The organism is Streptomyces sp. CNT372 (assembly GCF_000377145.1).
Window position 1 is genome coordinate 300,938 of sequence record NZ_KB897777.1, and the last position, 21,407, is coordinate 322,344.

The 21,407-nt window shown below is 72.5% G+C and carries 17 protein-coding genes; 6 read left to right on the forward strand and 11 right to left on the reverse strand.

Going from position 1 to position 21,407, the window contains the following annotated elements:
• Positions 1 to 57: 57 nt before the first annotated feature.
• Positions 58 to 837 carry a L,D-transpeptidase family protein gene (locus tag C593_RS0103925; RefSeq protein ID WP_018846011.1) on the reverse strand — a complete coding sequence of 260 codons (780 nt, stop codon included), beginning with the start codon at positions 835 to 837 and terminating at the stop codon, positions 58 to 60.
• 290 nt (positions 838 to 1,127) lie between these two features.
• A complete protein-coding gene (gene aspS, locus C593_RS0103930) occupies positions 1,128 to 2,900 on the reverse strand; it encodes an aspartate--tRNA ligase (RefSeq protein WP_018846012.1) in 1,773 nt (590 codons plus the stop codon).
• 128 nt (positions 2,901 to 3,028) lie between these two features.
• Between aspS and C593_RS0103935 the strand changes: the two genes are divergently transcribed.
• Complete coding sequence (locus C593_RS0103935; protein ID WP_018846013.1) at positions 3,029 to 5,188, forward strand: SpoIIE family protein phosphatase; 2,160 nt, start codon at positions 3,029 to 3,031, stop codon at positions 5,186 to 5,188.
• Here C593_RS0103935 and C593_RS0103940 read toward each other — a convergent pair.
• The 3 genes from C593_RS0103940 to C593_RS0103950 form a co-directional block, all read right to left on the reverse strand.
• A complete protein-coding gene (locus tag C593_RS0103940; RefSeq protein ID WP_018846014.1) occupies positions 5,122 to 6,219 on the reverse strand; it encodes an AI-2E family transporter in 1,098 nt (365 codons plus the stop codon). The genes C593_RS0103935 and C593_RS0103940 overlap by 67 nt on opposite strands.
• A gap of 151 nt (positions 6,220 to 6,370) precedes the next feature.
• On the reverse strand, positions 6,371 to 7,354 hold the full coding sequence (locus tag C593_RS0103945) for a pirin family protein (RefSeq protein WP_018846015.1): 984 nt from the start codon (positions 7,352 to 7,354) through the stop codon (positions 6,371 to 6,373).
• Positions 7,355 to 7,507: 153 nt separating this feature from the next.
• Positions 7,508 to 7,957 carry an SseB family protein gene (locus C593_RS0103950; RefSeq protein WP_018846016.1) on the reverse strand — a complete coding sequence of 150 codons (450 nt, stop codon included), beginning with the start codon at positions 7,955 to 7,957 and terminating at the stop codon, positions 7,508 to 7,510.
• A 352-nt stretch (positions 7,958 to 8,309) separates the two neighbouring features.
• On the opposite strand from C593_RS0103950, the gene C593_RS0103955 reads away from it, so the two are divergent.
• A complete protein-coding gene (locus C593_RS0103955; RefSeq protein ID WP_018846017.1) occupies positions 8,310 to 10,136 on the forward strand; it encodes an acyl-CoA dehydrogenase in 1,827 nt (608 codons plus the stop codon).
• A gap of 196 nt (positions 10,137 to 10,332) precedes the next feature.
• Entirely contained in the window at positions 10,333 to 11,652 is a 1,320-nt protein-coding gene (locus C593_RS0103960; protein WP_018846018.1) for a M18 family aminopeptidase, read from the forward strand.
• A 123-nt stretch (positions 11,653 to 11,775) separates the two neighbouring features.
• Here C593_RS0103960 and C593_RS0103965 read toward each other — a convergent pair whose 3' ends face one another.
• The gene (locus tag C593_RS0103965) at positions 11,776 to 13,593 is read right to left on the reverse strand and encodes an NHL domain-containing thioredoxin family protein (RefSeq protein ID WP_018846019.1); all 1,818 of its coding nucleotides are present in this window, start codon (positions 13,591 to 13,593) and stop codon (positions 11,776 to 11,778) included.
• A 173-nt stretch (positions 13,594 to 13,766) separates the two neighbouring features.
• Here C593_RS0103965 and C593_RS0103970 point away from each other — a divergent pair, with 173 nt between their 5' ends.
• The gene (locus C593_RS0103970; protein WP_486591069.1) at positions 13,767 to 14,372 is read left to right on the forward strand and encodes a hypothetical protein; all 606 of its coding nucleotides are present in this window, start codon (positions 13,767 to 13,769) and stop codon (positions 14,370 to 14,372) included.
• Positions 14,373 to 14,413: 41 nt separating this feature from the next.
• On the opposite strand, the gene C593_RS28800 is transcribed toward C593_RS0103970, so the two are convergent.
• From C593_RS28800 to C593_RS30885, 4 genes are read right to left on the reverse strand one after another with little or no spacing between them, the layout of a single operon-like run.
• Entirely contained in the window at positions 14,414 to 15,637 is a 1,224-nt protein-coding gene (locus C593_RS28800) for an FtsX-like permease family protein (RefSeq protein ID WP_018846021.1), read from the reverse strand.
• Positions 15,634 to 16,536 carry an ABC transporter ATP-binding protein gene (locus C593_RS28805; RefSeq protein WP_018846022.1) on the reverse strand — a complete coding sequence of 301 codons (903 nt, stop codon included), beginning with the start codon at positions 16,534 to 16,536 and terminating at the stop codon, positions 15,634 to 15,636. The genes C593_RS28800 and C593_RS28805 overlap by 4 nt, the downstream gene beginning before the upstream one ends.
• Positions 16,533 to 18,245 carry a hypothetical protein gene (locus C593_RS0103985; protein WP_018846023.1) on the reverse strand — a complete coding sequence of 571 codons (1,713 nt, stop codon included), beginning with the start codon at positions 18,243 to 18,245 and terminating at the stop codon, positions 16,533 to 16,535. Before C593_RS0103985 ends, C593_RS28805 begins: the two co-directional genes overlap by 4 nt.
• A gap of 11 nt (positions 18,246 to 18,256) precedes the next feature.
• A complete protein-coding gene (locus C593_RS30885; protein WP_018846024.1) occupies positions 18,257 to 18,745 on the reverse strand; it encodes a hypothetical protein in 489 nt (162 codons plus the stop codon).
• Between the two features lie 259 nt (positions 18,746 to 19,004).
• Between C593_RS30885 and C593_RS0103995 the strand changes: the two genes are divergently transcribed.
• The gene (locus C593_RS0103995) at positions 19,005 to 19,499 is read left to right on the forward strand and encodes an LURP-one-related family protein (protein WP_026277329.1); all 495 of its coding nucleotides are present in this window, start codon (positions 19,005 to 19,007) and stop codon (positions 19,497 to 19,499) included.
• A 99-nt stretch (positions 19,500 to 19,598) separates the two neighbouring features.
• On the opposite strand, the gene C593_RS0104000 is transcribed toward C593_RS0103995, so the two are convergent.
• Positions 19,599 to 20,405 carry a carbon-nitrogen family hydrolase gene (locus C593_RS0104000; RefSeq protein WP_018846026.1) on the reverse strand — a complete coding sequence of 269 codons (807 nt, stop codon included), beginning with the start codon at positions 20,403 to 20,405 and terminating at the stop codon, positions 19,599 to 19,601.
• Positions 20,406 to 20,574: 169 nt separating this feature from the next.
• On the opposite strand from C593_RS0104000, the gene C593_RS0104005 reads away from it, so the two are divergent.
• A complete protein-coding gene (locus tag C593_RS0104005; RefSeq protein ID WP_018846027.1) occupies positions 20,575 to 21,399 on the forward strand; it encodes a maleylpyruvate isomerase family mycothiol-dependent enzyme in 825 nt (274 codons plus the stop codon).
• The last annotated feature ends 8 nt before the right edge of the window (positions 21,400 to 21,407 follow it).

Here is a 21,407-nt window from a genome sequence, read left to right on the forward strand (position 1 = left end):
CCACGGGGACGGGCACTCTCCGTCCATGGGCCGGGCACTCCGCGCCCGTACGGCCGCTCAGCGCGCCAGCGACCCCGTGTCCCCCATGACCACCACCGGCCGCAGCTGCGGGTTGAGCGCCCGCAGGAGCTGCTTCATATGGTCGAGGGAGAGCGAGACGCAGCCCTGGGTGGGCCCGCCGTGGTCGACGTGGATCCAGATGCCGCCGCCCTTCTCCTCACCCAGCGGCCGGGCCCCGTCCAGCGGGCTGGTGCCCGGCTCGCGGTTGTAGTTGATCGCCACGACATGGTCGAAGGAGCCCTCCAGCGGCTCCCCCTCGAAGCCCCGTCCGCTGATGCTGAACAGCGGGCCCCGGTCGTACGGGAGGCGGGTGCCGGGATCGGGCAGCAGGCCCCCCGCGTCGGTGAGGCCGTAGACCCCGATCGGTGAGCGGAGATCGCCCTGGCGGTGGTCGTCGGTCCAGCCGCGCAGGGCGTTGTGGGCGTGCCAGGGGCCTGCCGTGCGCTGCCAGCCGCGTTCGGTGTCGCGCACATAGAGGGCGACCGAGGAGGCGTCCTCGTCGCGGCCCTCGCCGGTGACGACCAGGGCCTGCCGGGTGCCGTCCGGGATCTGCGCCCGGGTCCGGGGGCCGAGGCCGGGGATCGCGTCCGCGCGGGCGGTCCGGTCCCGGGCGAAGAGAGGAGCCATCCGGTCCGTGTCCCGCCCCTCGCCGGCCGGGGCCGCCGCTTTGTCGTCCGTCTGCCGCGCACTGTCCGCCAGGGTCGTCCCGCAGCCGGTCATCAGCGCCGCCGTGCAGAGCAGGGCGGCGGCCGGGAGCGTTCGGTGGCGCAGGGACATCAGGGGCGGCCTTTCCGTCCGGAGGTCTCGTGGTGACGCCACCGGCCGTCGGCCGGGACGTCGTCGGGCACTCTTTCCAGAGTGGCAGGCCGACGCCGATCCGCAGCTCGCGCAATGCGGGAAAGGGCCGCTTTCGACCGCATCGGTGCAGGTCGGACAGCGGCACGGCGGTCCTGAACGGCCGGTGGACGGCGCTTGACGCGGGCACCGGCCCGGCACGTACACGGCCCCCGGGACCAGGTGGTCCCGGGGGCCTCGTACGCCCCGCCGCGCTCGCGGCCGGGCGGCGGCTACTCGCCGGACTTGGCGACCGGCTTGCGCAGCGCGATGTTCAGCTCGCGCAGCCGGGCCTCCTCCAGCTCCGTCGGGGCGCCCATCATCAGGTCCTGGGCGTTGCCGTTGAGCGGGAAGGCGATGGTCTCGCGGATGTTGGGCTCGTCGGCGAGGAGCATCACGATCCGGTCCACGCCCGGGGCGATGCCGCCGTGCGGCGGGGCGCCGAACTGGAAGGCGCGGAGCATGCCGGCGAACTCGCGCTCGACGGTCTCCTTGTCGTAGCCCGCGATCTCGAAGGCCTTGAACATGATCTCGGGCTCGTGGTTCCGGATGGCGCCGGAGGAGAGCTCCACGCCGTTGCAGACGATGTCGTACTGCCAGCCGAGGACGTCCAGCGGGTCCTGGTTCTCCAGGGCCTCCAGCCCGCCCTGCGGCATGGAGAACGGGTTGTGCGAGAAGTCGATCTTCCCGGTCTCCTCGTCCTTCTCGTACATCGGGAAGTCGACGATCCAGCAGAAGCGGAAGACGCCCTCCTCGAAGTGGCCCGCCCGCTTGGCGGCCTCGACGCGCACCGCGCCCATGATCTTGGAGACCTCGTCGAACTCGCCCGCGCCGAAGAACACGGCGTGGCCGGGGGCCAGGCCCAGGCGCTCGGTGAGGACCTTGACGTTCTCCTCGGTGAGGAACTTGGCGATCGGGCCGGTCAGCGAGCCCTCCTCGCCCACGCGGACCCAGGCCAGGCCCTTGGCACCCTGCTCCACGGCGTAGTCGCCGAGGCTGTCGAAGAACTTCCGGGGCTGGTCCTGTACGGCCGGCACCGGCAGGGCGCGGACGTGCTTGCCGGCGAAGGCCTTGAATTCGGAGCCCTCGAAGACGTCGGTGATGTCGACGAGCTCCAGCCGGGCGCGCAGGTCGGGCTTGTCGTTGCCGTACTTGAGCATCGACTCGCGGAACGGGATGCGCGGGAAGGGCGAGGTGACATGGCGCCCGCCGCCGAACTCCTCGAAGAGCTCGGTCATGAGCTTCTCGATCGGCTGGAAGACGTCCTCCTGCTCGACGAAGCTCATCTCCACGTCGAGCTGGTAGAACTCGCCGGGGGAGCGGTCGGCGCGGGCGTCCTCGTCACGGAAGCAGGGCGCGATCTGGAAGTAGCGGTCGAAGCCCGAGATCATGAAGAGCTGCTTGAACTGCTGCGGGGCCTGCGGCAGGGCGTAGAACTTGCCCGGGTTCAGCCGGGAGGGGACCACGAAGTCGCGTGCGCCCTCGGGGGAGGTCGCGGTGAGGATCGGGGTCGCCATCTCGTTGAAGCCGAGGGCCACCATCTTGGCGCGGATCGCGGCGATGACCGCCGAGCGCAGCATGATGTTGCGGTGCATGCGCTCACGGCGCAGGTCGAGGAAGCGGTACTCCAGACGGCGCTCCTCGCCGACACCGTCGTCGGTGTTGATCTGGAACGGGAGCTGCTGGGACGCCCCGAGCAGTTCGACGGAGCCGACCTCGACCTCCACCTCACCGGTGGGCAGCTCGGTGTTGACGTTCTCGGCGCCACGGGAGACGACCGAGCCGTCGACGCGGACGACCGACTCCTTGTTCAGCTTGTCCAGGGCCTCGTAGGCGGGGGTGCCCGGCCGGGCGACGAGCTGCGTGATGCCGTAGTGGTCGCGCAGATCGATGAAGAGGATGCCGCCCAGGTCTCGGCGATTGTGCAGCCAGCCGCTCAGCCGGACGTCGGCACCGACGTCAGAGGCGCGGAGCTCGCCGCAGGTGTGGGACCTGTACCGATGCATCGTCGTTCATCCAGTCTTCGCGGATCGGGGACCTGTTTCACGTGAAACAGGTCCCAGGGTACCGGCCGCCCGGTCGTGCCCCGGGGCCCGGCAGGTCATCACCGAGGACATCTGCCTACAGTGAGCGAATGCGCACCGAGGACGTCCTGGTCGCCGTGGCGACCGGTATCTGGCGCTGGGAGCACGCGTCGGGGATCGTCACTCTCGACGCCGAGGCCACCCGGCTGCTGGGCCTGCCGCAGGGCTCCGGCCGGTTCTCCGAAGCGGCTGTGCGGTCCTGCTTCCACCCGGTCGACTGGGGCGAGCTGAACAGCGTCACCACCCTGGCGGCGATGGAGGGGACCCTCGCGGAGGCGCGGCTGCGGGTGGTCGACGCCCAGGGCCGGGTGCAGCGGGTCCTGCGGTCCCGGGGAAAGCCGTTCACCGTGTCCGGGAGCCCCTGTCTGGTGGGCACCGTCCAGGAGGTCACGGACCAGCCCGAGGACGCGGTCGCCCAGGCCCCGGTCACGGGCGACTGGCGCCGCTCGCGGGAGGCGTTCCTGCTGGACGCGGGGCGGGCGCTGGCGGAGGCGCGGTCCACCGCCGAGGTGCTGCGGGTGGCCGCCTCCCTGTCCATGCCCGGCTTCTCACCGGACGGGCTCGCCGTCTTCGGGGTCGCGGGGGACCGGCTGACGATCGTCGGCCACCACGGCCACAGCGCGGGCGACGACGAGCCGTTCAGGGATGTGCCGCTGGACACGGACTACCCGGCCGCCGAGGTCGTCCGCACGGGCCGCGCGGTCTATCTGCCCACCCCCGACGACTACAAGGAGCGCTTCCCGGTCACCTGGCCGCTGGCCCAGCGGTTCGGCCGCCAGTCCTGGGCTTTCCTGCCACTGGTGGTGTCGGGGAGCACGATCGGGACGTGGATGGCCGCGTTCCGGCACCCGGTGGCGTTCACGCCCGACGAGCGCTCGGTGCTCACCACGGTCGCCCGGATGCTGGCCCAGGCCCTCGCCCGGGCCGGGGCCGCCGAGTCGGAGCGGGAACTGTCGCTGGGGCTCCAGCGCTCGATGATGCCCACCCTCGTCCCCGGTGTGCGCGGGGTGACCCTGGCCGGCCGGTACGTCCCCACGGGCGGGGGTCTCCAGGTGGGCGGCGACTGGTACGACACCATCCCGCTGCCCTCGGGCGGGGCCTTCCGGGGTGAGGGCTTCGACGGCCGGATCGCGCTCGTCATCGGGGACGTCCAGGGCCATGACGTCCGGGCCGCCGGACTGATGGGCCAGCTCCGGATCGCCCTGCGGGCCTACGCAGCCGAGGGCCACCGGCCGGACGCGGTGCTCTCGCGGGCCTCGCGCTTTCTGCACGGCATCACCGAGGAGGAGGAGCCGGGCACCGGTCCCGACCTCGGCGGGCCGCGCTTCGCGACCTGCCTCTACCTGGAGTTCGAGCCGTCCACGGGCACGGTGGAGATCGCCCGCGCGGGCCACCCGGAGCCGGCGGTGCTGACCTCGGACGGCACGGTGTTCCAGCGCTCCACGGAGGGCGGGCTGCCGCTCGGCATCGACCCGGACTCGGACTACCCGACCACCCGTTTCGTGCTGGAGCCCGGTGACACCCTGCTGATCTGCACGGACGGCCTGCTGGAGACCGGCGGCCACGACCTGGACACCGGCTGGGCCCGGCTGCGCGCCGTCCTGGAGCGGCACGGGAGGGGCTCCTCCCTGGAGGAGCTGGCCGACGCCCTGGTCCAGGCGGTGCACGGACCGACCTCGCACCACACCACCGGACCGCTCGCCGACCGTCGCGAGGACGACATCGCGGTGCTGCTGCTCACCCGCGAGGGCGCGCCCGCCGGGACCCCGACCCGGCGGACGGCGATGAGCGTGGCGCAGGCGGAGCCGGAGCGGATCGCGGCGGCGCGCCGGCAGGTGCGCGAGCTGCTGCACGACTGGACGGACGCCGAGCAGGTGGACTCGGCGGTCCTGATGGTCTCCGAGATGGTCACGAATGTGCTGGTGCACACGGACGGCACGGCCCTGCTGGCGGCCGAGGTGGACCACGGCGACTCCGCCCGGCGTCTGCGGGTGGAGGTCACGGACGGCAGTGACGACCTCCCCCACCGCCGCAGGCCCGGCGAGATGGCCTCCTCGGGGCGGGGTCTGGTGCTGATGGAGATGCTGGCCGACGCCTGGGGCGTGGACCCGCGCGGCGAGGGCAAGTCGATCTGGTTCGAGCTCTACGAGCCCCCGGCGCCGGACTCCGCGCCGGCCCCGTCGACCGGCGGGTCGGCGGGCGGCCCGTAGCGGGCCCGCAGCTCCCCGATCACTCCGAAGGCGGCCGCCGTCACGGGCACCGCCAGCAGCATCCCGAGGATCCCGGCGAGACTGGCCCCCGCCGTGAGGGCCAGCATCACGATCGCGGGATGCATCTGGACCGTGCGGCTCTGGATCATGGGCTGGAGGACGTGGCCCTCCAGCATCTGCACCGCCAGCACCACACCGAGCGCCCAGAGCGCGATCACGAACCCCCGGTCGGCGAGGGCCACCAGGACGGCGACCGCGCCGGAGACGAAGGCCCCCAGATAGGGGATGTACGCGCCGACGAAGACGAGCGCGCCGAGCCCGACCGCCCCGGGGACGCGCAGGATCAGCAGGCCCAGGGTGATGCAGAAGGCGTCGATCAGGGCGATGAAGGTGGTGCCCCGCATAAAGCCCTCGACCGCCTCGAAGGCCCGGCGCGCCATGGCCTCCAGCAGATCGCCGGTGGAGTTCGGCGCGAGGGAGCGCAGGGCGCCGACGGCGCGGTCGGAGTCGCGCAGGAAGAAGAAGACGAGGAGGAGGGCGAGGACGGCGATCGCGATCATCTCGCCGACCACACTGAGCCCGGTGATCACCCCGGAGGCCGCGGTGCCGCCGAACCTGCCCAGCAGTTCCCGGGCGTTGGCCGCGATGTCGTCCAGGGAGGTGCCGGCGGCGCCGAAGTGGCGGGTGAGGTCGGTGGCGGCCTGCCGCAGCGAGGCCACGATCTGGTCGCCCGTCTCCACCAGGGCGTTGACCACGATCCAGACCGCCCCGCCGACCACGGCGAGCACCGCCACGCAGGTCAGCCCGGCGGCGAGCGAGGGCTGCACCTTCATCCGCAGCAGCCGCCGGTACAACGGCCCGAGCAGCGCGGTGCCCAGCAGTGCGAGAAGGACCGAGGTCACGGCCGTCTTGAGAGTGACGACCAGCCAGACCCCGACGCCCACGACACCGGCCACCAGCAGAGCGACCACACACCAGGCGGCGAGCCGCCGCACGGGCTCGGGCAGAACGGGACGCGGGTGGACGGTCACCCGCCCACCCGACCACGCCGCCGCCCCGGGGGCCCGCCCGGGCGGTCCGCCGGAGTGACGGGCCGTCAGCCGGGGGGCGGGGGCGGGGCGCACTGCGGCCGCCGGCCGGACCGGGTCGTTCCGTGCGCCGGGCCGGTTCGCGCCGGTCGCGTCACTCCCCGGACGGCCCCGAGGGCTGCATGCCGTGCACCGCCGGGACGGTGCCCAGGCGGCCCTTCTGGAAGTCCTCGAACGCCTGCTGGAGCTCGGCGCGGGTGTTCATCACGAACGGGCCGTAGTGCGCCATGGGTTCGCGGATGGGGGCGCCGCCCAGGAGCACGATCTCCAGGTCGCCGCCGCCCGGCCCGGTCTGCGCGTCGTCGGCCCATACGGTGAGCGCGCCGCCGTCGCCGAAGACCGCGGTCTGGCCCGCGCGGACCGGACGCCGCTCGTCTCCGACCGCGCCGCTGCCGGACAGGACGTAGGCGAGCCCGTTGAAGTCCTCGCGCCACGGCAGCCGGATCCGCGCTCCGGGCCGGAGGGTGGCGTGGATCATCGTGATCGGGGTGTGGGTGATGCCGGGGCCCTGGTGCCCGTCGAGCTCGCCCGCGATGACGCGGAGCAGCGCGCCGCCGTCGGGGGAGGTGAGGAGCTGGACCTGGCCGCCGCGGATGTCCTGGTAACGGGGGTCCATCATCTTGTCCTTGGCGGGCAGGTTGACCCAGAGCTGGAGGCCGTGGAACAGCCCCCCGGACATCACCAGCTGCTCGGGCGGCGCCTCGATGTGCAGCAGGCCGGAGCCGGCCGTCATCCACTGGGTGTCGCCGTTGCGGATCGTCCCGCCGCCGCCGTTGCTGTCCTGGTGGACGAAGGTGCCGTCGATCAGGTAGGTGACGGTCTCGAAGCCGCGGTGGGGGTGCCAGGGGGTGCCCTTGGGCTCGCCCGGCGCGTAGTCCACCTCGCCCATCTGGTCCATCATGATGAACGGGTCGAGGTGCTGGTAGTTGATCCCGGCGAAGGCCCGGCGCACCGGGAAGCCCTCCCCCTCGAAGCCGGCGGGCGCCGTGGTCACCGCGCGGACCGGCCGGGACACGGCCTCGGCGGGTGCGGCGACGCGCGGCAGGGTGAGCGTGTTCTCGACGGTCACTGCGGGCATGGCGGGGGGCCTCCTTGTGCGCTTGCGCGACACTTTAGTTGAAGAATGAACTTCTTGCCATCGGGAACGACGAACGCCCGGGAGGAATTCCTCCCGGGCGTCCAGGTGCGGTCCTACGGTCCCGCGGCGGCGGCGCCGCGCACGCACGGCGGCTCAGCCGTACATCCGGCGCATCGCGAAGTCGACCATCTGCTCGACCGCCTTGGCGTCGAACACCATCCGGTGCTCCCCCTCCATGTCCAGCACGAAGCCGTAGCCCGTGGGGAGCAGGTCGATCACCTCGGCGCCGGTGATCACGAAGTACTTGGACTCCTTGCCCGCGTACCGGCGCAGCTCCTTCAGCGAGGTGAACATCGGGATCACCGGCTGCTGGGTGTTGTGCAGCGCCAGGAAGCCCGGGTTGTCGCCGCGCGGGCAGTAGACCTTGGAGGTCGCGAAGATCTGCTGGAAGTCCTCGGCGGACAGCGATCCGGTGGTGAAGGCCCGCACCGCGTCCGCGAGCGACGGCGGCGACGGTTCGGGGTAGAGCGGCTGCTCCCCGTAGGAAGGCTGCTGCGGCACGTACTGCTGCTGTGCACCCGCGGACTGGTCGTAGCCGTACATGAGCGCAAGGGTACTGAACCCGGCGCCCCCGCGGGGCCGTGCCCGTAGTCTGGCCAGAGGTTCGACGGGGGAACACAGGGGGGAACCATGGACGAGGGGACGGCGACCCTCTCCCCGGTCGGCGGCCGACGGGTCGCCCACGCCCCCGGAGTGGCCGGCAGGGGATCGCGCTGCTGCTCGCCGGGGCCGCGTCGGCGGGGTGGGGAACGCACCGGCTGCGGGCCGCGGGCGAGCCGCGTCACAGATGACGGGTCAGGGGTTGCGCTTTATTACCGACGGGTAGCATCATCGTAGCTACTAACTGGTACGTGGATGTCCGGTCCAATTTCCGATCTTCAACGGAGCCGTCGCCATGGGGCACTACAAGTCGAATCTCCGCGACATCGAGTTCAACCTCTTCGAGGTCCTCGGGCGCGACAAGCTGTACGGCACCGGCCCGTTCGCGGAGATGGACGTCGACACCGCCAAGTCCATCCTGGAGGAGCTCGCCCGTCTCGCGGAGAACGAGCTGGCCGAGTCCTTCGCCGACGCCGACCGCAACCCGCCGGTCTTCGACCCGGCGACCAACACCGCCCCGGTGCCCGAGTCCTTCAAGAAGAGCTACAAGGCCTTCATGGACTCCGAGTACTGGCGTCTCGGCCTCCCCGAGGAGATAGGCGGCACCACCTCGCCGCGCTCCCTGGTGTGGTCCTACGCGGAGCTGCTGCTCGGCTCGAACCCGGCCATCTGGATGTACTCCTCCGGCCCGGCCTTCGCCGGTGTGCTGTTCGAGGAGGGCAACGAGGCCCAGAAGAAGATCGCGGAGATCGCGGTCGAGAAGCGCTGGGGCTCCACCATGGTCCTCACCGAGCCGGACGCCGGCTCGGACGTCGGCGCCGGCCGCACCAAGGCCATCCAGCAGGAGGACGGCTCCTGGCACATCGAGGGCGTGAAGCGCTTCATCACCTCCGGCGAGCACGACATGGAGGAGAACATCCTCCACTACGTCCTCGCCCGCCCCGAGGGCGCCGGCCCCGGCACCAAGGGCCTCTCCCTCTTCCTGGTGCCGAAGTACCACTTCGACTGGGAGACCGGCGAGCTGGGCGAGCGCAACGGCGTCTACGCCACCAACGTCGAGCACAAGATGGGCCTCAAGGCGTCCAACACCTGCGAGATGACCTTCGGCGACCAGCACCCCGCCAAGGGCTGGCTGATCGGCGACAAGCACGACGGCATCCGGCAGATGTTCATGATCATCGAGTTCGCCCGGATGATGGTCGGCACCAAGGCCATCGCCACCCTGTCCACCGGCTACCTGAACGCGCTGGAGTACGCCAAGGAGCGCGTCCAGGGCCAGGACCTGGTGAACTTCATGGACAAGACCGCGCCCAAGGTCACCATCACGCACCACCCCGACGTCCGCCGCTCGCTGATGACGCAGAAGGCGTACGCCGAGGGCATGCGCGCCCTGGTCCTCTACACGGCCGCCATCCAGGACGACATCGCCGTCAAGGAGGCCGCCGGCGAGGACGCCAAGGCCCTCGTCGCCCTCAACGACCTGCTGCTGCCGATCGTGAAGGGCTACGGCTCGGAGAAGTCCTACGAGCAGCTGGCCCAGTCCCTCCAGACCTTCGGCGGCTCCGGCTACCTCCAGGAGTACCCGGTCGAGCAGTACATCCGGGACGCCAAGATCGACACCCTCTACGAGGGCACCACCGCCATCCAGGGCCAGGACTACTTCTTCCGGAAGATCGTCCGCGACCAGGGCCAGGCGCTGAACGCCCTCTCCGAGGAGATCAAGAAGTTCCTCGCCCTCGCCACGGGCGGCGAGGAGCTGGCCCCCGCCCGCGACGCGCTCGCCAAGGCCGCCGTGGACCTGGAGGCCATCGTCGGCACGATGACCAACGACCTCATCGCCACCGGCGAGGACGTCAGGAGCATCTACAAGGTCGGCCTCAACACCACCCGCCTGCTGATGGCCTCCGGTGACGTGGTCGTCGGCTACCTGCTGCTGCGCGGCGCCTCGGTCGCCGCCGAGAAGCTTCAGACCGCCTCCGCCAAGGACAAGGCGTTCTACCAGGGCAAGATCGCGGCCGCGAAGTTCTTCGCCGCCAACGTCCTGCCGGGTGTCTCGGTCGAGCGCGCGCTCGCCGAGAGCGTGGACAGCTCGCTGATGGACCTGGACGAGGCCGCGTTCTAGCCTCCCGGCACGCATCGGCACACCGGCACACACCGGCACCGGAGCCGCCGCCCGACCTCCTCGGGCGGCGGCTCCGTCGTGTCCGCCCCACCCCCACAAGCCCCCACAGGGAGCGCGAGCGCCCGCGAAGCCGCACGAACCGGGGCATCGCGCCGGGGCAGCCGGCGGGCGCTCATCCCTCGTTAAGGTGAACCACATGAGCAGCAGCGACCCCGCCCCCACAGCGCACGCGCCCTCGCCGTTCGACCGCGGCCACACGGACGACATGATGGCCTTCCTCGCCGCGGCCCCCACGCCGTACCACGCCGTGGCGACCGCCGCCGCCCGACTGGAGAAGGCGGGCTTCCAGCAGGTCCGCGAGACCGACGCCTGGGACGGCACCGCGGGCGGCCGCTACGTGCAGCGGGGCGGCGCGCTGATCGCCTGGTACGTCCCCGGCAACGCCACCGCGCACACCCCGTTCCGTATCGTCGGCGCCCACACCGACTCCCCCAACCTGCGCGTCAAGCCGCTCCCCGACACCGGCTCGCACGGCTGGCGCCAGGTCGCCGTCGAGGTGTACGGCGGGACCCTGCTCAACACCTGGCTCGACCGGGACCTCGGCCTCGCCGGCCGGCTCACCCTGCGCGACGGCTCCCACCGGCTGGTGAACATCGACCGCCCGCTGCTGCGCGTGCCCCAGCTCGCCGTCCACCTCGACCGCTCGGTCAACACCGACGGGCTCAAGCTGGACCGGCAGCGCCATATGCAGCCGATCTGGGGCCTCGGCGAGGTCGAGGAGGGCGATCTGATCGCCTTCCTGGAAGAGGAGTCCGGCATCCCCGCCGGTGAGGTCACCGGCTGGGACCTGATGCCCCACTCCGTGGAGCCGCCCGCCTACCTCGGCCGGGACCGGGAGCTGGTCGCCGGGCCGCGCATGGACAACCTGCTCTCCGTGCACGCCGGCACCGCCGCGCTGGCCTCGGTCGCCGCGCGGGGCGAGCTGCCGTACATCCCCGTCCTCGCCGCGTTCGACCACGAGGAGAACGGCTCCCAGTCCGACACCGGTGCCGACGGCCCGCTGCTCGGCTCGGTGCTGGAGCGCTCCGTGTACTCGCGCGGCGGCAGCCTGGAGGACCGGGCCCGCGCCTTCGCCGGCACCGTCTGCCTGTCCTCCGACACCGGCCACGCCGTCCACCCCAACTACGGCGAGCGGCACGACCCCACACACCACCCGCGCGCCAACGGCGGCCCGATCCTCAAGGTCAACGTCAACCAGCGCTACGCCACCGACGGCACCGGCCGGGCCGTGTTCGCCGCCGCCTGCGAGCGGGCGGGCGTGCCGTGGCAGACCTTCGTCTCCAACAACGCCATGCCGTGCGGCACGACGATCGGCCCCATCACGGCGGCCCGCCACGGCATCCACACCGTGGACATCGGCGTGGCGATCCTGTCCATGCACAGCGCCCGCGAGCTGTGCGGAGCGGACGACCCGTATCTGCTGGCGAACGCGCTGGTGGCGTTCCTGGAGGGCTGAAACGGCCGGGGCGCGACGCCGGCCTCAGGGTTCCCGGACGCGTCACCCGGCCCTGGGGCCCGGGACGCGTCACTCCGCCTCGCGCCCCCCGGACCCGTCACCCGGCCCTGGGGCCCGGACGCGTCACCCGGCCTCGGGGTCCATCCCGGCGAGCACCAGGGGAAGCCGGGCGGCACCACCCGGGACGACCCGCACCGGAACGCCCCAGTCCTGCTGGTGCACATGGCAGGCCGGATACTCGTTCGCGGGGTCGTCGTCGCAGGAGGCGGCCATCGCCGAGACATGCAGGACGCCCTCCCCGGCCTCGGGGTCGATCTCCAGCTCGCGCCGCAGCTCCGTGCCCGTACCCTCGCCCGCGCGCAGCAGCTCCGGCGGGGTCGAGGAGACCAGCAGCCGGGTGGACGGCCCGTAGCGGGTGTCCAGCTTCTGCCCGGCGGGGGCCTGGAAGACCACGTCCAGGGTGAGCGCACCCGGCGCGACCTCGGTCGCCGCGCGCCGGGTGCGGTGCGCGACGGCCTCCACCCGCACCGCCTCCTCCGGCAGCCGCAGCCGGGTCAGCCGGTGCCGCGCCGACTCCACGACCACGATCTCCTCGCCGTCCAGCACCGCCCCGCTGGGCTCGCGCAGATCGGTGGCGAGAGTGGTGACCTGCCCGTTCGCCGGGTCGTAGCGGCGCAGCGCGTGGTTGTAGGTGTCACTGACGGCCACCGAGCCGTCGGGCAGCGCGGTCACGCCCAGCGGGTGCTGGAGGAGCGCCTGCGCGGCCTCGCCGTCCCGGTGCCCGAAGTCGAAGAGACCGGTGCCGACGGCGGTGTGCACGGTGAGGTCCCGGTCGATCCAGCGCAGGGCCGAAGTCTCGGAGTCGGCGATCCACAGCCGGTCTCCGGCGGCCGCCAGGCCCGAGGGCTGGGCGAACCACGCCTCGGCGGCGGGCCCGTCGACCAGCCCCTCGTTGGTCGTCCCCGCCGCCACCCGCACCGTCCCCGCCCCGGGGTCGTACGTCCACAGCTGGTGGACGCCCGCCATCGCGATCCACAGCCGGTCGTTCCACCAGGCCACGTCCCACGGCGAGGAGAGCGACACCTCACGGGCCGGGCCGGAGACCGGATCGCCCTGCCACCACTGCTTCCCGGTCCCGGCCAGCAGCTCGATCGCACCGGTCTGCGGGTCGTACGCGCGAATCGCGTGGTTGACGGTGTCGGCGACGGCCACCCGGCCGTCCGGCAGCGGGGCGAGGCCCTGCGGCTCGTTGAACTCGCCGTCCCCGATCCGGCGCACCACGCTCTCGCCGTCCGGGGCCAGCTCCACGAGCTGGTGCCGTGTCGAGTCGGAGACCAGAAAGTTCCCGGAGGGCAGCCGCAGCGCCTTGCCGGGGAAGCGCAGGTCGGTGGCGACGGGCTCCGGCGGTACATACGGGCCGTCGCCGCGCCGCAGCGTCCCCTTGGCCTCGTGTTCGGCCTCCAGCTCCTCGACCAGCCGCGCGATGGCGTGCGCATGCCCCTCGCCCGCGTGCTGGGCGACGACGTACCCCTCGGGGTCGATCACCACGAGCGTGGGCCAGGCCCGGACCGCGTACTGCTTCCAGGTCGCCAGCTCGGGGTCGTCCAGCACGGGGTGGTGGACCTGGTAGCGCTCGACGGCGTCCACGACGGCCTGGTGCTCGGCCTCGTGCACGAACTTGGGCGAGTGCACGCCGATGATGACCACGGTGTCGCGGTGCTTCTCCTCCAGCTCGCGCAGCTCGTCGAGGACATGCAGGCAGTTGATGCAGCAGAAGGTCCAGAAATCAACAACAACGCACTTACCTCGCAGGTCGGCGAGGGTCAGCTCTTTGCCTCCGGTGTTCAGCCAGCCCCCCTTGCCGATCAGCTCGGGAGCACGGACACGGGCACGCTTGCGAGGTGCGGGCGCGGGGGTGGGCGCCGGGGCAGCATCGTTCATCCTTCAAGCTTGCCATCTTGGTATGGACGTCGGATCACACACATACGGCGGGGGCGCGACGGATGGCTGCGGACGGAAACGAGACGACTGCCGGCGGGACGGCACAGACGGTGCAGGGGTTCATGGCGCTGCCGGGGCCTGTGGAGGCCCGTAGGGAGGTGTTCGCCGGATGCGTGGCGGAGGTCGTCCGGGTCCTCGGGCTCGATGTCGCTCACGAGCTGCAGCCCGGCGATCCACGAGCCTGGATGAACCACGCTCGGACGGCGCTGTGCAAGGCCTGCCGCCGGGGCCTGATCCTTTCCGAGGAGTCCTTCGAGACACTGATCAAGGCAGCCGTCTACGACCCCGACCCGAGCTTCAACCGCCATTTCCTCGAGCCGGCGCTGAACGCGTTCGGGCACAGGCGGGTCCAGGCCTCGCTGCTCGGATACCTGCGGGCGGGCACGAACCTCGAGCGGGCGGGCGCGGCGAACGCCTGGTACTGGTCGGCCCTGCCCCTGCGTATGCCCACCGTACGGGCGGAGAATTCCGCAGCCACCGGTCCAGCGGAGCCTGACGACGCCCCCACCGTCGGGGCCGAGTGGTACGAAACCGCGCTACGCGAGTTCGTGAACAACGAGCATCTGGACGTCCGGCGCTGCATCCTGCCGGGTCTGCCGCTCCGGAAGTCGGCCCATCCGCTGGAGCTGCACGACCTGGTGGACGCGGCCGTGGCGATAGCCCGATCCCATCCGGACAAGTACATCCGCCACCGCGTGGAACACCAGGTCGGCGACTAACCCCTTCACTGGACATGCTCGGGGAATCACGCGCGGTCCCCTCAGCGGTCGCGCAGGGCGCGGACCGGGTCGAGGCGGGCGGCGCGGAGGAGGGGGCGGGCGGCGCCGAGGAGGACGGCCGCGGCCGGGAGGAGCAGCGTCAACAGCACGGTCCAGGGGGCGGGGAGGACGGCGCCGTGCTCGGGAAGGCGGCCCGCGAGGACCTCGGATCCGGCGAGCCGGCCGACGGCCAGTGCCCCGGCGGCGGTCCCGAGGAGCGCCCCGGCCGCCCCCGCGAGCAGCCCGGTGGCGCCCAGCTCCACGGCGAACACCCCCGCGACCCGGCGGCGGCGGTACCCCACGGCCCGCAGCAGCCCGATCTCGTGGACGCGCTCCCGCAGCAGCGCCCCGCCCATCCCGAGTCCGGTGGCGACGGCGGTGACCGCGAGCAGTGCGAGCATCACCAGGGAACCCCAGCGGAACAGCTCCAGCAGCGGCGGCAGTTCCCGGAGCCGGTCGGCGACGGCGTACGCGTAATGGCCCTCCGCCTGGAGGCGGCGGAGCACGGGGGCGACGGAGCCGGGCCGGTCGACGACGACGGTCGCCCCGTCCCAGCCGCGTGCCGCGAGGAACCGCTCGGCGCTCACCCCGTCGCGGTCGGCCGCCCACTCGGCGACCAGCGGGGCGTCGGCGTAGGCGGCGCCGGGGCCGTCGACCTGCCAGGACGGGTCGTAGAGGCCGACGACCCTGACGCGGGCCGGGACGGCCGTGCCCCGGTTCTCGCCGGTGCGCCGCGTGTGGGCCACGGTCACCGTGCGGCCGAGCAGGGGGGTGAGGTCGTGGCCGTCGCCGGTGGCGGGCAGCACGACCTCGTTGCCGCGCAGCGGGAAGACCGCCGCGCGGGACTGCCGGACCAGGGGCGGGGGGAGGGAGCCGCGCACAGCGGTGGCGTAGAGGAGGAAGGGCGGCAGGCTCTCGTCGGCGCCGCTGTCGAAGGACGCCTGGATGACGGGTTCGACCGCGCGGACCCCGGGGAGCGCGCGGACGGCGTCGAGCGCTGCGGGGGTGAGGCGTTTGACCTCCGGGTCGTCGTCGCGTGCTTCGAGGTCGATCTGCCGCAGACCGGTCCCGGAGGCGAGGGCGGCCTCGGCGGCCCGGTCGGCGCCGCGTACGATGGTGGCGGCGGCCAGGGCGACGGTCGCGCACACGGCGAGGGTGAGGACGGCGGCGAGGGACCGGCGCAGCCGGCGGCGGGCGCCCAGGAGCCCGAGTCGGAGCGGGCTCACCGGGGGGCCTCCTGGCTGGTCGCAGGGGTCTCGTCGTCGGGTTCTGGGGTGCCGGAGGCGGGCAACGGGCGGGGGGCGGGAGCCGGTTCGGGAGCCGGGCCGAGGGCTGGGCCGAGGGCTTCGGCGGCCGGGTCGCGGGAGCTGCCGGCGGTCGGGCGGAGGGCGCCGTCGGCCAGGTGCAGCACCCGGTCCGCGCGGGCGGCGACCTCCCGGCTGTGGGTGACCAGCAGGACGGCGCAGCCGCGGTCGGCGGCGCCGCGCGCCAGCAGGTCCAGGACCTCGGCCTCGGTGGCGGCGTCGAGGTTGCCGGTGGGCTCGTCGGCGAGCAGCACCCCCGGCTCGTTGACCAGCGCCCGGGCGAGCGCGACGCGCTGCTGTTCCCCGGCGGACAGCTCGCCCGGCCGGTGCCGCAGCCGGTGCGCCAGCCCGACGTCCCCGAGCAGCCGCCGGGCGGGGCCGAGGCCGGCCCGGGGACCGGAGCGATGCGCCAGGGCGACGTTCTCCGCCGCGGTGAGGTGGGCGAGCAGATGGAACGACTGGAACACGAACCCGATCCGGTCCCGGCGCAGCGCGGAGCGGGCGGCGTCGGAGAGTCCCGCGGTGTTCTGCCCGTCGATCTGGACGGTGCCCGTGTCGGGAGTGGCCAGCAGCCCGAGCGCCATCAGCAGGCTGGTCTTGCCGCTGCCCGAACGCCCGATCAGCGCCACGGTCTCGCCCCGGCGCACGCCGAGGCCGACGTCCCGGAGGACGGCGACCGGGCCCGCCGGGCCGCGGTGGGTGATGCCGAGGCGGTCGGCACGCAGGACGACGCGGTCGGCGGGGGCGGCGGAGGCGGCGCGGTCGGCGGGGTTGGGCGCGGGGTCGGGGGCGGGCGCAGGGTCGGGGGCGGGGGCGCTCACCGGGCGGCCCGCTCGACCGGGCGCGCGCCTTCGAGCAGCGCGACGATCCGGTACCCGGCCCGCGTGCCGGGGACGCCGCACTCCGTGTCCCGCGCGGAGTCCCGGTAGAAGGCCCCGGCCCCGGGGCACGTCCGCCGCTTCTCCAGCAGCGCGCCGATCCGGGTGGCGGCGGTGGCGTCGGGGGTCCAGCCGAGGGCGTGGGCGGCTTCGAGGGCCTCGGCACCCTCACGTACGGTCCCCTCCCTGAGCCGCTCCTCGGCCTGTGCCACCAATTCGGCTGCGGGCGGGAGGTTGTTCAAGGTGCTCAGCCGCTCAACACGGTCGAGACCGTTGATCAACAGGGACCTGCCGTAGCGATGCTCCGGGCTGTCCGCCTTCCAGGCGGTCGGCTCGGCGGCCGGAACCGGCTCGTCCAGGCCGGTCAGAATGTCGGTGTACCGGTTCCAGACCTCGACGTTGCGCTCGTCCACCGTGCGCGGGACGGCCGCTTCGACGGCGGCCACGATCCTGTGGCGCTCCTGCTCCGGCACCTTCCCGCCCACGGTGTCCATGAGTGACAGCCACGCCCCGCGCAGCAGGGGGTCGTAGTCGGCGAGGACCGACGACCGCATGGCCGTCAGCGCGTCCCGCAGTTCGGGGTCGTCGAGCGGCAGCCCGGCGACCATACGCAGCCGGACCACCTCGTAGGTGGACGTCAGCGATCCCTGGCGGACCTGCACGGAGGACATCAGGCCGCTGGGCAGCCGGCGCTTCTCCAACCGCTCGGTCAGTCCGTCGAGTTCCTTCGCGGGACCGCCGAGCGCCTGCCACGCCCGTGCGGTCAGGGCGGCGACCTGGGTGTCGGTGGACACGGGCCGTTCCGGTGAGAGCACAGCCCGCAGGTGTGCGCGGCGGTCGGCGAGATCGATTCCGAGGCGGTCGGCGAGCAGGACGAAGTAGGCGGCCTCGATGACGTCCGTCTCCCCGCTCGCCGAGGTCAGCTTCGCGCCCACGGCACGCCACCAGGTCTCGGCCCGTTCCGACAGGTCGCGGCGAGGGCTCTCGCCGACCGCGTCCGCGATGCGGGCGAGATGGTGGAGCTGGACCGGCCGGTCCGGGGCCGAACGCTCCGCCGTCGCCAGCCAGGTGCGCACCGCCGCCCGGCGCTCGTCGCTCAGGCGGGCGCCGAACTCATCGAGAGCGGTGAGGGCCTCGGAGGTGTCGTTCAGCAGTGCGGACACATCGCCGGAGTCCGAGCCGGGGTTGCGGAAGTACCCCTTGGCGGAGAAATGGTTCAGCAGTTCGGCCTCGTCCTGGCGGGTGTGCAGTTTCCGGCCGGTCGCGGATTCGATCCGTGACAGCCACACTCGCGCGGCGAATGGCTCCCTCTCCAGCTCCGCCGAGAAACCCTTGCGCAGAGAATTCACGGAGCCGGAAATCCTCGGGTCTTTCCCACCTGCCGCACGGAGCGCGGTCAGCCCGTGCGCGGATTCATAGAGCCCGGGACGTCCCGCGGCACCGATCGCGGCGGTGAAAAGGCCGTCGTCGGCCCGTAGTTGTTCGATCTGGTCCGCGAGGCTTCGCTGCTGCGGCGAGAGCGGAACCGCGTGATGGTCATCGAACGGATCGAGCATGTTCCCGAACAGGCGCGTGCCGAGCAGAGCCACGATCAGTCCCGCACCCACGACGACGGCGGTCGTCCGAGAACGCGGCAGCGCCCTCCAGGTCATCCTCGGCCTCCTCAGCCGGCACAGGCGGACGTCGTCCCCTGGACCCCGAGCCGCTTGTGGTACGTGGATGCGTGCGAACACGTCTCGATGCCCCAGACCATCGACAGATACCCCGACCGCGCCTGGCCCGAGAGGTCCGACGTCCAGTTGTTGAAGTTGGTCCACTCGAACGAGTGGCTGCCCGCGCTGCCGCTGCCGGAGACGCCCGTGCCGCTGCCGCCGATCGAGACCGAGCCGCCCTTGCCGGTGATCTGGGCGACGTTCTTGACCCAGGTCATCTTCTGGCGCTTCGACCCCCGGTAGACCTTCGCCGAGGTCTTCCAGTCGCACGCCTTCGCCCAGAGATTGCACTCCCAGGCATTGGCCTGAAGGCTGATGCCTCCGCCGATCCCCCGTTTCGAACTGTCGCTGATCGCCGCCGCGGTACCGGCACCTACACCGGCACTCGCGGAGACCGCGACAAGGACCGCCGCTCCGGCGGAGAGAATCTTCCTTTTCATTTCCACCCCAGGGCCGAGGAATTCGGTTCGGCGGCCGACTGTAGCGGCGCTCCACCGGCGCGTTCCGCCGCCGGAATCGGTGCCTCGCCCGGACGCATCGTTCCTTCGGCCGGCCCCCGCGGGCGTGCATGATCGATACGGCGGCTTCCCGGAACGGGCCCCGCTCCCGCAGGGCGGCACCGGCCCCCGGCACCCCGGATCTTCACCTCTTCGGGTAACGCCCCCCGTTCCCTTGCCGCGCACCGGGTAAGCGGGTCACATGAAATACCTGGTGCGGGACAAGATCTTCGCGATCGGTGACGACTACTGGATCGAGGACGAGCACGGGCGGCACGCCTTCCTGGTCGACGGCAAGGCGCTGCGCGTGCGGGACACGCTGGAGCTGAAGGATCAGAGCGGGTATGTGCTCGTCACGCTGCGGCAGAAACTGCTGAGCCTGCGCGGTGCGATGACGATCGAACGGGACAGCGAGACCCTGGCGACCATCCGGCGCAAGCGCCTGTCGCTGCTGCGCAACCACTACCGCGTCACCCTCGCGGAGGGGACGGAGCTGGACGTCAGCGGGCGGATCCTGGACCGGGAGTTCGCCGTCGAGTACGAGGGGGAGCTGCTGGCGCACATCTCCCGCCGGTGGCTGACCCTCCGGGACACCTACGGTGTGGACGTCGTACGGGAGGACGCGGACGCGGCGCTGATGATCGCGGTCGCGGTGTGCGTGATCCGCATGGCGGAGCGGGAGCGCGAGGAGGACTGACCCCGCGCGTCCGCACCACCACCCGCCCGGTCCTGAACGGTCCAGACACGGTCCTGAACGGTCCAGGCATCATCCAGAACGGTCCGGAACGGGGCCGGGTCAGTCCCGCGTCACCGGGTCCGCGAGGCCCAGGCGCCGGTCCTTGAGGGCCGGGAAGTCCTCGCGGGTCCTCGCCACGACGCCCGGGTCGAGGTCCACGGTCAGGACCTCCTCCCCGGGCCCGGCCTCGGCGAGGACCTCGCCCCAGGGGTCGACCACGATGCTGTGCCCGGCCTGTTCGACGCCCGCGTGCGTACCGGCCGTGCCGCAGGCCAGCACGTACGCCTGGTTCTCGACGGCCCGGGCGCGCGCCAGCAGGGTCCAGTGGCCGCGCCGCCGGGCGGGCCAGCCCGCGGGGACGACCAGGGCCTCGGCGCCCGCGTCGACGAGGGTGCGGAACAGCTCGGGGAAGCGCAGGTCGTAGCAGGTGCCGAGGCCGAGCGTGAGTGAGCCGGGGACCGGCACCGTCACCGGCTCCGCCCCCGCGCCCATCATCACGGCCTCGCCCTTGTCGAAGCCGAAGCGGTGGATCTTGCGGTAGACGGCGGCGGGTTCACCGGTCGGGGCGAGGACGAGGGAGGTGTTGTAGAGCGTTCCGTCCGCCGCCCGTTCCACGACCGAGCCGGCGTGCAGCCAGACCCCGGCGTCCCGGGCGGCGCCGGCCATCACCTGGCAGGTGGGACCGGTGGGCGGCGTCTCCGCGTGCGCCGCGAACTCCTGGTACGCGAAGGCGCCGACGGGCCACAGCTCGGGGAGGACCACCAGATCCGCGTCCCGCTGCTCGCGTACGAGCGCGGCGACGCGCCGCCTGCGGGAATCGACCGATTCGTCCTGGTCCACTGCGATCTGAATGAGCGAGGCGCGCACACTACCACCGTCCTGGCATTCGAGCCGTCAACGCGGGCCTACGATCGTCACACGAAAGCACTGCCGGGGTGCCTGCGGGCAGCGTACTGTGCTCAACCGGGGGCCGCCCCCGGACCCCCACGCAGCGCCGCCCGTCCAGATTGCCCGCGTACGACCGCCGAGGGGTCCCGTGACCGTCCATCCCAGCCTCCAGAACTACGCCGATGCCTGGACCCACTCCGTCGAATCCATAGCCGAGTTGGTCGGGCCGCTCGTCGAGGGCGAGTGGAACCGTGCGACGCCGTGCCCGGGGTGGTCCGTGCGGGACATCGTCTCGCACGTCATCGGCATGGAGTGCGAGATGCTCGGCGACCCGCGGCCGATCCACTCGCTGCCCCGCGATCTCTACCATGTACGCAGTGACTTCGCGCGCTACATGGAGATGCAGGTCGATGTGCGCCGGCACCACACCGCACCGGAGATGACCTCCGAGCTGGAGTACGTGCTGATCCGGCGGGCCCGCCGGCTGCGCAACGAGAACCGCTCCCCCGACACCACGGTCCGGGCGCCGCTGGGCGCGGAGCAGACCCTGGAACTGGCCTACCGGATGCGGGCCTTCGACACCTGGGTGCACGAGCAGGACCTGCGCCGGGCGCTCGGCACGCCGGGGCATCTGGACGCGCCCGGCGCGCTGATCGCCCGGGACGTGCTGATCGAGGCGCTGCCGAAGGTGGTCGCCAAGGACGCGGGCGCGCCCGCGAATTCGGCGGTCGTCTTCGATGTGAGCGGTCCCGTGGAGTTCCTGCGGACGGTGCGGGTGGACGCGGACGGGCGCGGCTCGGTCGACGGTTCGCCCTCCCTCGGCCCGCTGGTGACGATCGCGACGGACTGGGAGACCTTCTACCGGCTGGCCTGCGGCCGGGTCCGGCCGGCGGCCGTGGCGGACCGGGTGAAGATCGACGGGGACACGGAGCTGGGCGAGGCGATCCTGGGGGTCGTCGCGGTCACGCCGTAACCGCCCCG

What these genes read in the sequence shown, in the direction of transcription:
- C593_RS0103995 (WP_026277329.1), top strand. Translation starts at nt 19,005, where the DNA reads ATGAAATACCTGGTGCGGGACAAGATCTTCGCGATCGGTGACGACTAC.
- C593_RS0103935 (WP_018846013.1), top strand. Translation starts at nt 3,029, where the DNA reads ATGCGCACCGAGGACGTCCTGGTCGCCGTGGCGACCGGTATCTGGCGC.
- C593_RS0103925 (WP_018846011.1), bottom strand. Translation starts at nt 837, where the DNA reads ATGTCCCTGCGCCACCGAACGCTCCCGGCCGCCGCCCTGCTCTGCACG.
- C593_RS0103950 (WP_018846016.1), bottom strand. Translation starts at nt 7,957, where the DNA reads ATGTACGGCTACGACCAGTCCGCGGGTGCACAGCAGCAGTACGTGCCG.
- C593_RS0103985 (WP_018846023.1), bottom strand. Translation starts at nt 18,245, where the DNA reads ATGACCTGGAGGGCGCTGCCGCGTTCTCGGACGACCGCCGTCGTCGTG.
- C593_RS0103945 (WP_018846015.1), bottom strand. Translation starts at nt 7,354, where the DNA reads ATGCCCGCAGTGACCGTCGAGAACACGCTCACCCTGCCGCGCGTCGCC.
- C593_RS0103965 (WP_018846019.1), bottom strand. Translation starts at nt 13,593, where the DNA reads ATGAACGATGCTGCCCCGGCGCCCACCCCCGCGCCCGCACCTCGCAAG.
- C593_RS0103955 (WP_018846017.1), top strand. Translation starts at nt 8,310, where the DNA reads ATGGGGCACTACAAGTCGAATCTCCGCGACATCGAGTTCAACCTCTTC.
- C593_RS0103960 (WP_018846018.1), top strand. Translation starts at nt 10,333, where the DNA reads ATGAGCAGCAGCGACCCCGCCCCCACAGCGCACGCGCCCTCGCCGTTC.
- C593_RS30885 (WP_018846024.1), bottom strand. Translation starts at nt 18,745, where the DNA reads ATGAAAAGGAAGATTCTCTCCGCCGGAGCGGCGGTCCTTGTCGCGGTC.
- aspS (WP_018846012.1), bottom strand. Translation starts at nt 2,900, where the DNA reads ATGCATCGGTACAGGTCCCACACCTGCGGCGAGCTCCGCGCCTCTGAC.